This is a genomic window from uncultured Nostoc sp. (assembly GCF_964245575.1).
Taxonomy (GTDB): Bacteria; Cyanobacteriota; Cyanobacteriia; order Cyanobacteriales; family Nostocaceae; genus Nostoc.
In genome coordinates, this window is record NZ_CAXTNP010000246.1 from 1 (window position 1) to 12,248 (window position 12,248).

Annotated in this window: 11 protein-coding genes; 6 read left to right on the forward strand and 5 right to left on the reverse strand. The window is 42.6% G+C overall.

Annotation, left to right across the window (positions count from 1 at the left end; genetic code table 11):
* Positions 1 to 204: 204 nt before the first annotated feature.
* From ACFFAP_RS29245 to ACFFAP_RS29255, 3 genes are all read right to left on the reverse strand, one after another.
* Entirely contained in the window at positions 205 to 444 is a 240-nt protein-coding gene (locus ACFFAP_RS29245; protein WP_375514518.1) for a hypothetical protein, read from the reverse strand.
* 71 nt (positions 445 to 515) lie between these two features.
* Complete coding sequence (locus tag ACFFAP_RS29250) at positions 516 to 1,223, reverse strand: diacylglycerol/polyprenol kinase family protein (protein ID WP_375514519.1); 708 nt, start codon at positions 1,221 to 1,223, stop codon at positions 516 to 518.
* 79 nt (positions 1,224 to 1,302) lie between these two features.
* Positions 1,303 to 3,075, reverse strand: a complete 1,773-nt coding sequence (locus ACFFAP_RS29255; protein ID WP_375514520.1) for a DUF3685 domain-containing protein — start codon at positions 3,073 to 3,075, stop codon at positions 1,303 to 1,305.
* A gap of 143 nt (positions 3,076 to 3,218) precedes the next feature.
* Between ACFFAP_RS29255 and ACFFAP_RS29260 the strand changes: the two genes are divergently transcribed.
* Complete coding sequence (locus ACFFAP_RS29260; protein ID WP_375514521.1) at positions 3,219 to 6,248, forward strand: pentapeptide repeat-containing protein; 3,030 nt, start codon at positions 3,219 to 3,221, stop codon at positions 6,246 to 6,248.
* A 159-nt stretch (positions 6,249 to 6,407) separates the two neighbouring features.
* On the opposite strand, the gene ACFFAP_RS29265 is transcribed toward ACFFAP_RS29260, so the two are convergent.
* Positions 6,408 to 6,854, reverse strand: coding sequence for a Fur family transcriptional regulator (locus tag ACFFAP_RS29265; RefSeq protein ID WP_196525174.1), 447 nt, complete (start codon positions 6,852 to 6,854; stop codon positions 6,408 to 6,410).
* A 635-nt stretch (positions 6,855 to 7,489) separates the two neighbouring features.
* Here ACFFAP_RS29265 and ACFFAP_RS29270 point away from each other — a divergent pair.
* The 3 genes from ACFFAP_RS29270 (at position 7,490) to ACFFAP_RS29280 (ending at position 9,374) form a co-directional block, all read left to right on the forward strand.
* A complete protein-coding gene (locus tag ACFFAP_RS29270) occupies positions 7,490 to 7,975 on the forward strand; it encodes a CRR6 family NdhI maturation factor (RefSeq protein WP_375514522.1) in 486 nt (161 codons plus the stop codon).
* A gap of 84 nt (positions 7,976 to 8,059) precedes the next feature.
* Positions 8,060 to 8,974, forward strand: coding sequence for an aromatic alcohol reductase (locus tag ACFFAP_RS29275; protein ID WP_375514523.1), 915 nt, complete (start codon positions 8,060 to 8,062; stop codon positions 8,972 to 8,974).
* 277 nt (positions 8,975 to 9,251) lie between these two features.
* Complete coding sequence (locus ACFFAP_RS29280; RefSeq protein ID WP_375514527.1) at positions 9,252 to 9,374, forward strand: transposase; 123 nt, start codon at positions 9,252 to 9,254, stop codon at positions 9,372 to 9,374.
* Between the two features lie 411 nt (positions 9,375 to 9,785).
* Here the strand turns inward: ACFFAP_RS29280 and ACFFAP_RS29285 are convergent, their stop codons facing one another.
* Entirely contained in the window at positions 9,786 to 10,745 is a 960-nt protein-coding gene (locus ACFFAP_RS29285) for a glycosyltransferase family 9 protein (RefSeq protein ID WP_375514524.1), read from the reverse strand.
* Between the two features lie 69 nt (positions 10,746 to 10,814).
* Between ACFFAP_RS29285 and ispD the strand changes: the two genes are divergently transcribed.
* The gene (ispD, locus tag ACFFAP_RS29290) at positions 10,815 to 11,504 is read left to right on the forward strand and encodes a 2-C-methyl-D-erythritol 4-phosphate cytidylyltransferase (RefSeq protein WP_375514525.1); all 690 of its coding nucleotides are present in this window, start codon (positions 10,815 to 10,817) and stop codon (positions 11,502 to 11,504) included.
* Between the two features lie 200 nt (positions 11,505 to 11,704).
* Positions 11,705 to 12,241 (forward strand): SMC-Scp complex subunit ScpB, encoded by a 537-nt coding sequence (gene scpB, locus ACFFAP_RS29295; RefSeq protein ID WP_375514526.1) that lies wholly within the window; start codon positions 11,705 to 11,707, stop codon positions 12,239 to 12,241.
* Positions 12,242 to 12,248: the final 7 nt, after the last annotated feature.

Below are 12,248 nucleotides of genomic sequence, written 5' to 3' on the forward strand. Positions count from 1 at the left end.
GAACTCGGAAGTTGAGCCTTTGAACTCGGAAGTTGAGCCTTTGAACTCGGAAGTTAAATTTTGGTTTAAGAGGATGTTTGAAAAGTCCTCTTCTCGGTAGCAAAACGTTCTAGACCCCCCTAAATCCCCTGATAAATTGGGGGACTTTGATTCCTGTCCCCCCCTTTTTAAGGGGGGTTAGGGGGGATCAATAAGTGCCTAAAATCACAGCCAACCACTTTTCAAACAACCTCTAAAACCCAATACGCTTGGGTTAAGCCAGAAAAATAAATTTGCGTAGGTTGGGGAGCCACTGCATTGGACGGGAACACCTGCTTGTTCGCGCAGCGTCTCCGACAGGAGAAGCAAGTGGCGTTTGAGGAACGTAGACCCGTTGGCGTTGGCGTAGCCTCTCGTAGAGAAGCCTCTCCAAGAGTTGGGGCTTAAGGCAGGGTAACCCAACATTTTCCGGCATTTGTTGGGTAACACTAAAGTTCAACCCAACCTACAATTATCCTTAACCCAAGCGTATTGGTTTAAAAGCCCTGCATTATTACCCACACTACCCCAGCCGCTACTAGAGGCACACTAAGGTTATCTGTACCGTGGGGTGAGACTGCCTCTGCTAAGGTGGCGAAAGTAGCAGTTATTACCGCCGTCAATAAGGCCCATGCCAAACTAAAAGGTTTTGCTAGGGGACTCAGCGAGGAACCTGGTAGCAGCAACAGCACTAAGAAAATCACTACTGTACTCGCCACAAACATTGCTGCTGAACCTTCCCAGGAACGCACAGAATTTCCCACTTGGTATTTATGCTGCCCGAAGCGCCTACCGATTAATGCTGCTAGTGCATCACCCCAAGTCATCGCCATTATCCCAGCTACGGCGATCGCAACGCTATCTACTGGCCCATCTGGTCGCCATAGTAGCCCGAAAAGCAGCGTCACTGAGATAGCGAAATAAACTGTACCAGGGGAGCTATCCTGGGTATCCATTGCGCCAATGATTCGGTAGCGGTAAAACAGGTAGTTGAGTCCGATAAAGGTAGCAAAAGGTATAATTCCGATTTCCCAGTGGTTAAACAGTAGCAGGACACCAAAAACCCACATCCCTGCACCAATATGGATTACCTTGCGGGTCAAATCTGGCTTTACACCAAACAGCCTACGCAGTCCCTCGCCAATGACAAGCAGACCAATAGCATAAATATAAGAAATTCCTAGTCCGATAAAATCATTTGTCATTGGGGATTGGGGATTGGGGACTTGTACTGAGCGAAGCCGAAGTATTGGGGATTGGGGATTGGTTATTAATTCTTGTCCCTCACTTGGGTCGATCGCTATTTCGTCTTAAGTTTTTTTCTATTAACGAAACACTACCAATACCTTGAAGAATACCACGACCGATTAAACCTAAACCTCTACCAATTATTTGGGTGAGAATGAAAACTATACCGCTACCTACAAAAGCTAATAGTGATTTTAAACGCGGTGCGATCGCATCACTAAATTCTAAAAGTAAAGTTACTACTAAAGGAATATTAGAAAGTTTTACTAATTCCTGATTTCGAGGAGCATAAACTGAAGTATTGGCGATACCACGAGGCGCAATTACAAATAGTTCGTAACGGCTTTCAAAAACGGCTTTTGGCTCACTTATATAATTCTTTAATCGATATTTCCACGACAAATCATTTCTAAATCGTTCAATCTCTCTTGTGGAAATCAATTGCCTTCCATAAAAGTTTTGCTTAATCGCTTCTACATCTGCTAAAGAATTTAACAGTGGTTGCACTATCCCATTCGCTACCTGAATCAACAAGTTTTCTAAAATCATTAATGCTTGGGACTTGGCTTCAGCACTGACTACTGGATAGGAGGTATTATCAATGTTCAATTCTGTTTGAAACATTAGATATGAATACAATTCATAAACTAACGGAATTTTATTAAGAATATCTCTTTGCACAACTTCTATGCTTGGCAATAAATAATTAACAATTTCTATGTATTGATTCCCTACTTTTATCCGAGAAAACTTGCCAAAAAAATCTGTAATTGCTGCTTGCCATAACTCACGTAATAATCTAAACTTGACTTCATATAATTGATTTATCTCTATTTTAGAAGCACGCAATTCATCCAACTGTTGAGCAAATTTTTGCAGAATAAGATAAAGTAATTCTCGTTTTTTATCTTCACGAAATATGTCAATTTCTAAAGGTATATCTGTGATATTTCGTAAAGAAAATTGAAGTTTAGTAACACAAGATGCAAATAATGCAGATTGTAGTGTTCCCGGACTAAGTAAAGGTGATATTTGCCTTTGTTGAATCGCACTACTCAATGAAGGAGTGATAGGCGGCTGATCAGCAACGGGAATATCTTCCTCTTGCTTTTCTTGTGATGAAACCAACAACCGATTTAGCAACCAACGAGCCGCTAGCAGTTCTCGCCGTCGTCCAGCTAGAATTGCTCGATCTAATACTGGTAGTCCAGGAACTTGTAATTGTGCTGTTACTGCGGCTAGGGTAGCCTCAATGTGAGCAATTCCTGACAAACGAAAATTATTTCGGAGTCTATATAAAGGGAGTGGGGAGTAGGGAGAGACGCGATTAATCGCCTCTGTACTAGGGAGTAAAAAGTTAGGAGTTATTATTGGTTGCGTGTCTTGGAACCAATAGTCACCACCATCTGCAACTTCTTGCATGGCGGCGACTAATTCAGGAAGTGGTGTACCTTTGGGGCAGTAGCCATTAATACCAACAGATTTTGCAGCCAATAGCAGTCCTTGTTCTTGAACAGAACTGAGAAGCAAAATTGGCAGGTTGGGATATAAGGCTTTGAGTTGCCGACAGAATTGTAAACCTAGCTGTTGACTGGTAGTGGAGCGACCATTACCGAATTCCAAAACCACCAGATTTACCTGATTTGGGTCTTCTTGGGCAATTTCCGCTAAAATCTGTAAGGCAGCAGTATCATTTTCTACTACCGCTATTACTTCCAAGTTAGGAATTGCTTCTAGAACTCCCCGTAATCCCAGACGAAAAATCGGGTCTTGGTCGATTAACAATAATTTTAGAAGGCGATCGGTCATAGTCTACTCAGTTATACAAGCACTGTTTTTTACCAATCAGAAAACAACTTTGATACAAAACTTTGTCTTCCCCATTGTTACCTGTTTTCGCAAACTGATAAATCGATCATAATTGCCTTATGCAGCCGTCACTGTGTAATTAAATGAACTTGAGTATTCGGCACTGGTTGGCAGATCGCTATCTCGTAATCAATCAAATTAGAGGATTTTCGGCGGGACAATTGGCAGGTATTGCCTACCGGATTGTTCAGGATATGGAAGTCAAAAGCTTGATGCCTCTTGATCTCTGTACCTTGGTAGAGGTTTTAGAACTGCCCTTAAGTATTGTTTGGGAAGAAATCAATGTCATTTCCCAGTTAACAGAAAACCTGTTGCGTAGCCTCAGCCAAAAAAAACCGTTAAAACGTAACGAAGGTACATGGCTAGCGTTTCAAATTGCCTATCTCCAAGCTTTGCAAGCAATTCTAGAGCAGGAAGCAAGCCTGCAAAAACCGTGGCTAGACCGAGCAAATATACCCATCCCACCACACATCCTGAAGGAGGAAATGGGTAAACTCACCCTCCAAGATTCGCAACTGCAAGGGTTACTAAAAACTCTCAGCCCAGGTAAATTAACTGATACTCAAGCTGAACAAGCACTGTCTTTGGTTGCCGACTCATTACTGGTGCAACAAATAAATAACGCTGCCATAGCTTGGTTAGTTGCCAATGGTGCAGAGGAACCTGAAGCTAAACTGCTAACACAGCGTTTGCTCAACTCACTTCCTGGTCACTTACTGGTAGTCGTTACCGAAAATGCTGCACCTTTAGCTCAACTGCAAAAATTTTTTCGTTTAGGGATTTCATTATCTCCCAATTTGATCGCCCCAGAATTGGGTTCTATAGCTACTGAGAAAATTGATTTGCACCGAGAACATTATCGTGCAAGTTTGATTAAAAACCTCAGTATGCCTTTGCTGATAGAATCCTTTGCCCTCAAAGATATCTATGTTGCACAAAAAGGCTTACCAATAGAGGAAAGTATTTCTGAGCAGGATAAAAAAACTGTTAAGCCAGTTGATTTAAAAACATGGGCACAGCAACAGCTAGCTGATTTAGAAACGATCGCTCTGATTGAGTCGGAACCTGGTTATGGAAAAACTAGTTTTTGTCAACTTTGGGCAGCACAGTTAGCACAAGAATTTTACCCTAATTGGATGCCTATACTAATTAGGTTACGAGATGTAACTTATGGCAAAACTTTCATCGAAACCCTAAATTCTGCCTTTGCTGTTAATCTTTCAACTTGGTTAGAGCAAGAAAATCTCCCTTGTTTGTTGCTGCTGGATGGTTTGGATGAACTACCCCCTTCTGCTGTGGGTATAAGAACACAAGCAATTTTTCTTCAGCAACTACTGAACTTTCAATCTCAGCACCGACACAAAATTTTGTTAACGAGTCGATCAACGACATTACAAAAAATTGCGCCAGACATACCGTTGCCATTGAAGCGAATTATCATTCAGCCGTTGGATGCGGAGGAACTCAAACAATGGTTTCAGCAGTGGGCAAAAGTGCAATCGTTGGCGATCGCTCAAAATTTCTTTACATTCTTAAAACAGACAGGGTTATTTGCCAGTCAATCAAAGTTAAGAGAATTTTCTGCCCTTGTCCGTCAACCCCTAATGCTGCATTTATTAGGCATTTTACACCGCGACGGACTGCTAGATGATGAACTATTACACTTAGCTGCTAATAACCCAAAGTCTTCTCTGTTATGGGAAATTTATCATCGCCTGAGTCGATGGTTGTTGGGCTATCCGCTAATTGGCGGTATTAAAACGATGCTACTACGATCGGGATTGGCTCATATCCACCGGACTCCAGAAGCGATCGCTAATTTACTCGCTAGTCGTCATCCCCAAGATTTAATTGAGCAGATGCAAGCGATCGCTCTGAAAATTTTACACTCACAACGTCATCAAATTAATTTGGCTGGTGAATTTAATACTTTACCAGGGTTTTATTTTAAAATTCGGGATTTAGAAAGCTCAGGCAAAAGCGCAGCAAAAACTAGTTTAATTGAGTTTTCGCATATTAAGTTAGGAGAATATCTTTATGCTGAGGCTGTGACTGCTGAGTTGAAATTGCTAACTCAGTGCCAAGATGAGGTTTATGGGACGCTCACTTTTATGCTTGATTCTCCTAATGGTGTAGCCCAGCATATTTACAATTTACTGGGTTACGGGATACTTAGCCAAGAAATTGAGGAATTGGCGATCGCAATTTTACGCCGGGAGCAAAAGCACAAGTTTTCCTTTGAAGTTTTGTTCCAACGGCTTTTGTCTTTCTGGCGTGCTTACTGTCAAGGCTGTTGGTTGGATGAAGGGATAGCCCACAAAGCTTTGACTCATTTTCACGCACTGCAAAACCCGGTGAATGTTGAGCAGGTGAATGCTGCGGTGGGACTGAATGTATTTTTATTGCTTTGTGCTTGCTACCGAGAAACAAAAGTTCCCTTTTGGCCTTGTGGGAATCCAGTCAATCTGGCAGAATTCAATCCAGAGGCTTTAAGTGAGCTGATTGCTAGAACAAGGCTTTTGCATAAGAGTGCCTTCGCAACCCGAATAAAGTCTCTGGCTGGACTCAATTTATCGGGAGCCTCTTTGTGTCAAGTAATGTTAACTGGGGTAAATCTTGAGCAGACAAACTTATCCAATGCGGAGTTAATCGGGGCGAATTTGGTTGGAGCCAATTTGCAACAGGCGAACCTCGCAGGTGCAAACCTCCAACAGGCAAACCTCGCAGGTGCAAACCTCCAACAGGCGAATCTCGCAGGTGCAAACCTCCAACAGGCAAATCTTATGGGGACAAATCTTAATTCTGCCAATCTCACCAACACTTGCTTATTTGATGCCATTCTCGCTGAGGCTGACAAAAAATTAGCCAGCGAAAATGATGCTTCCTTCTCCCAAGAGTCGTTTCAAAGATTGAAGCATTCGCGTAGTTTACCGCCGCAGGCATCGCAACAGCCCTTCTTAAACACCGTCAAAATTGCGACAAATACAGATAATTGGAACAAACTCCCTGCCTTCGGAGTAATTGAAAGCTCCGAAGGCACAATTCTACCAATAGATTTATATGATGATGCCGATGATGAGACAATTTTTGGCAATAATTCTGTTGAGGAATAGGGAATAGGGCATTGCTTAGTCTCGTCCTTGCCCCCTTGTTCCGATTCCCTAGTACAGGTCGGCGGAAATAAACCTACCATTTCATTACAGCCAGAAAGCCCAAAATTAAAGCTTTTTGAATGCGTGAATGCGTGAATGCGTGACTTTTGCCCTGTGGCACTAGCCTTCTTGGGGGTTACGGTAGCCAACAAAGTTAATACTGTAGTCAGTAATCCGCACTCCTGTTTCTTCTTCAATTTTGCGGATTAACTCTTCTGGGAGTTCCACATGGACATCAAGAATTTGATTTGTATCTATACAGTTTACATGACTGTGAGAGTCACTGATATTGCCGTACAGACGCCCATCACAGCGTTCAATACACTCAATGATGCCCTGACTGGATAATGCTTCTAAATTTTGATAAACAGAAGTATGACCGATATCTTTACCTTGTTGGTTCAAGCGATCATAAATCTCTCTAGCAGAAAGATGTTCATTTGCTTGCCAAAGTAATTCCAGAATAAAGCGACGCTGGCGGCTGACGCGCATACCCAGGATTTGGCACTGTTCAAGCGCATCTTCTAGGGAGCGAATTGGTTTTGTAGAAATTGTTTCTTTTTGCATATTACAGCTTTTTAACTGTTGAGGGAATTTTCCTATTTAAATGTTTATTGCTTATTTAATATATGCAATGATATTACACACCACTCTTTCACCTGTATTTGTGTTTTTGCTTTTGATGCTGCGGAAGTTACAGGTTGCGATAATGATTTTTTTGCTTATTGACGGCTACTTTGTCAGACCTTAATTTAAAACAAACTCATTACAACTTTAACTTAAAATTGCTGTAAATGTCCACCTTGCGAAAGGCAACGCCTGCCCCAATTAGGCTAATTCTAATGCCATACCATGTTAATTATGTAGTAATTTTTTAGTTAAATACAAGTATTTATCGCTATTACGAAAGTAACATTTAAGTGTAGAAATGCGGTGTACGTGAGTGGCGTAGACGTAGCCTGCTGCAGGCATCGCCATTTGCTCATATCAAGGCTACCAACTAGATGTATATTTGTTATAACCAGAGAAAATTAAGCAAAAGTATCAAATAAATTAGAGAAGGTCAGACTTGTGTATAGGTTGAGCAATTATCAGCAAAAAAAGTATTAGTAAATACTAATTTATTTATAAAGGTCAATCTAGCGTCAATCCCTGAAAGCTGCTACTCTAGATTCTCGATCCTACAGTTGAGCATCAAAAAAGTGGCTGCTGAATCAAAGACAATTGCGATCGCACTCAATAATGACTTCATTAACAATCTGGATCTGTCGCCTGCGTCAACGGTGATTGAACAACTGCTGCAAGATGGGGCCGTATACCATGAACAGGAGCTACGCTTTGATATCAATTATAAACTCGAACCTGGCGATCCACGGGAACTCTCAGAAATTCCAGAGGTGCGGCTGTGGTTTGTGCGCCTAGATGCCAAATATCCTTGGTTACCATTTTTACTAGATTGGAAAGCTGGAGAATTTGCTCGTTATAGCGCCATGCTTGTACCACACCAGTTCAGTTCCAAAGAAGGCATTCAGTACAATCCTGAAGCCTTAGAAATATTTTTGATGCACAAAATCTTTATTTTAGGTGATTGGCTCAAACAACAAAATATCCCCAGCCTCTCGCGGCTGAAGTCTATGGCCCAAATGCTGGGTTATGAATTAGAGGATGCTTTTTTTGAGATATTTTAAATCGCTAAATCGCTAAGTGCAACAACTACTGTATTTAAATCGTGGATTGCTTGAGATAAAACGTTACCCTCCTATTCATTAATCATGACCTCCATCCTCGTCCTCGGCGCAGGCGAACTTGGCCTGTCTATGCTGCACAATCTCGCACGACTTGCCCCAACAGACACAACCATCACCGTTCTCCTCCGCCAAAGCACAATAAACTTTCCCAGCACACCGACAAAGCAGACCGAATTAGACAAACTGAAAGCTCTTGGCATCAGGTTTATCGCTGGAGATATTGTTAACAGCTCTAGTTCCGACCTATCTGCCCTTTTCAGACCCTATCATACTGTCATTAGTTGTGTGGGCTTTGTAGCCGGAAGTAGTATCCAACTGAAAATCGCCCATGCAGTCCTAGATGCGGGCGTGGCGAGGTATTTACCGTGGCAATTTGGGGTGGATTATGATGTTATTGGCCGAGGTTCAGCCCAAGATCTATTCGACGTGCAATTAGACGTACGAGATTTATTGCGAGGCCAAAGCAAAACGGAATGGGTGATAGTGTCTACGGGGATGTTTACGAGTTTTCTCTTTGAAAGATCCTTTGGGGTTGTTGATTTAGATGAATCCGTTGTGCGAGCGCTAGGAAGTTGGGAAACGGCTGTAACGGTGACAACACCGGAAGATATTGGGGTACTGACAGCGGAAATTGTCTTTATGGAGAATCCGAGGTTCAGGAATGAGGTAGTGTTTACGGCTGGGGATACAGTGACATATGGACGGGTGGCGGATATTGTGGAGAGCGTTCTGGGTAGGGAGGTGAGGAGGGAAAAGTGGAGTGTGGAGTTTTTAAAGAGGGAGTTGGCGAAAGATCCAGAGAATTCGCTTAAGAAGTATAGGGTCGTGTTTGCAGAAGGGAGGGGTGTGAGTTGGGATTTGGAGAAAAGCTTTAATTGGAAAGATGGGAAGGAGGTTGTGGATGTTGAGAGGTGGTTAAGGGAGAATTTGAAGAGATGAGTCCATGATTACGGTCAAATCTGCTGTCCGAAATACGGAGACCGTCAAAAACCTGGGAGCCTCTTGAAGAAATGATTATTACTTTTAGTCATAAACTTATTACCTTATATTCGATTACTAGTATAAGACTGTTAGCAAGTTTTTAAAATATTCGTTAACAAGTATTTCTTAACTAGGATAAACCGTTATCAGGCTTAACTAAAACTTATTACCGAATTTTGAATTTTGGATAATGGAATTGTTCCATCCACACGATGTCGGGGCATGAACCGAAATAATTTTTAACACTTCTCATCATGGTGGCCAGATTGCTTCATTAATTGAAGCCGCAGGATGCCAGTTAGTTTATCTCCTCCCCTACTCGCCAGACTTCAATCTGATTGAAAAGTGTTGGGCATAGCCCAAAAGTAGGGTTCGTAAGTTGTTAGCCAAATCCGATAATTTACGTGATGCTATAGAAACCGTTCTCAAGCAATGCAGCGTCCTAACTAATATGGCTACAGCTATAAAATCTAAAATTGGCACAGTCAACTTTGATTTGATAAGTTCGTAGTTTGCGCTGTCTTCGCTAAGGCGCAAACTACGAACAATCCTTAACCATCAATTATTTCTTTACAAACTACTAATGGCACATGGATTTAGTCCTCTCCGGCATAAATGCAGAGAAAAATCTAGTTGACTAGCGTATTTTTTAATACTGAATGACCGCAAAATCTAGCCGTCATGTCCAGGTTTTGCGGTCATTTAACAAATGCATAACTACATTGGATATCCAATAGACTGATTGCAGAAATTGAGACAAACTGCTAGTTTAGCCGCCCCAAATTTTCTCCAAAACTGCGTTTGGTGAAACATCCGCCGTTTTTCCCGTGGGGGATTCAATGGCCAGGAATTTATCGTTTTTCGGCAACAACTTAGCTGGATCAGTGGGCCCAAATAGGGCGATGGTATAGGTTTTGACTGCAACACTCAGTTGTAGTGCCGCACTATCAGTAGATAACATCAGATTTGCCCCGGCGATTATGGCAGCTAACTTACCAATATCATCTGGGGCAGTTACTTTGATATCTGGAGAAGACCCCAGAAGCGATCGCACAAACTGCTCATCGTCAGTCCCCTTAATTACCACCACAGGCAGATCAGGTTGCTTATCTTGGAAGTTTTGAATAATTTGGTGCCACTTCTCGACAGGGTAGATTTTATCCAGTTCTTTAGCCTGGGATAACTGGCCAGAACCGCCATGAATCAAGATATAACCTGTTTCATGCACTCCTAAACGTTTTTGTTCCTTTTCTGCCCAGTCAATATCTGGTTTTGGCACATTTACAGCTAACTCTGGGACAGGGGTTTTTATGCTTAATGGTTGCAGCAAATCATGATATACTGCCGCCGCATACTGGGATGGTTTGAATGGCACAGCATCGGTAAGAAAAACTGAACCTTTGCCTTGGTAGCCAATGCGTGTGGTAATTCCTGTCAACCAGAGTAAAAGACCCACCAACCAATTTTGCTTAACAGCAATGGCAATATCGTATTCGCGATCGCGAATTGTGCCCACCAAGTTACCCCAATCTGCCAGACTGTTACGGTCTTGAAAATCAAAGGGCAGTACCTCGTGAACTGACTTGCTCACTCGGTAGGCAGCCTTTGACCGGGGTTCAACAACGACATCTATCTGAGAGTTAGGGTAATTGCGCTTCAGGTCATCTAGAGTCGGAAAGAAGAGAATTTGGTCGCCAATTCCGCCAGGTACAAGGGCTACTACTCGCATAATATTTATTGACGCTTACTCGCTCCCTATTTTAGGGGAAAATATATAGCTTAAAGATTGAGGAATTCTGTGTATTTACTAATTCCAGCTGCGGGAATCGGAAAAAGAATGGGGAGTAACCGCAATAAACTCCTGCTGCTTGTGCGATCGCAACCAATTATTGCTTGGACTCTATTAGCCGCAGAAGCCGCCAGTACAATCAGTTGGATCGGGATTATTTCTCAGCCTACGGATTGGCCAGACTTCAACGCAATTCTCGCCGATCTGAAGCTGACTAAACCAGTGGAATTGATTACAGGCGGCTCCACCCGCCAAGAATCTGTTTACAATGGCTTGCAGGCGCTACCAGTAGCCGCAGAACAAGTGTTGATTCATGATGGGGCTAGATGCCTTGCCACACCAGATTTATTTAACTCTTGTGCCGAGGCGATTCGCCATTGTCCCGGTTTAATTGCTGGTGTACCCGTCAAAGACACTATCAAAGTTGTCGATGAACAAGGCATAATTCAAAAAACACCCGACAGACGGCAATTATGGGCGGCACAAACTCCTCAAGGATTTGATGTCAAGTTGTTGAAACAGTGCCACGCTGAAGGTGTCCGTCAAGGTTGGGAAGTAACTGACGACGCCGCTTTATTTGAAAAGTGCGGTATTGAAGTGCGAATTGTCGAGGGAGAAGAGACAAATTTAAAAGTGACAACTCCACAAGATTTAGCGATCGCAGAATTTATTCTCATAAGTAGAGGGATTGGGGATTAGGGACTGGAGACTGGGGACTGGGGACTAGGGACAAGGGAGACAAGAGAGGTACGAAAAATAACCAATCCCTAATCCCCAATTTGAGATTTTAAAACAATATTTTGACAATTTACGATATAATGCCACACACTTGTTGATTATTAGTTGTCATGTACTAATGACCAATGACTAATGACCAATGACTAATGACTAATAACTAAATGATTACAGCCACAGCGACGAAGATAGAAGCAATTCTGTATTTAAAGGGTAAACCCTTGTCGCTCGGCGAAATCGCCGAGTATGCCGCGTGCGATCGCGCCACTGTCAAAGAAGGCATAATTGAACTTATGGACAACTATGCCCACCGAGATAGCGCCCTAGAGGTAGTAGAAACTTCAAATGGTTACAGTTTGCAACTACGGTCTGATTTTCATGACTTAGTGCAAACTATGATCCCAGTAGAATTGGGTGTAGGTGCATTGCGAACTTTAGCCGCGATCGCCCTCAATAGTCCCATACTCCAGAGCGACTTGATTAACCTGCGCGGTTCAGGAGTATATCAGCACGTTCCAGAACTCGTAGAACTTGGTTTCATCCGAAAGCGCCGAGACAGCGATTCTCGCTCCTATTCACTCCAAGTAACCCCAAAATTTCATCAATATTTCCAAATCGAACAACTCCCCCAAATACTTTCCAGTAGCCAGAAGGAAGAACAACTAGAACTAGAACTGAAGGGAGTGGGGAGTGGGGAGTAGGGAGTGG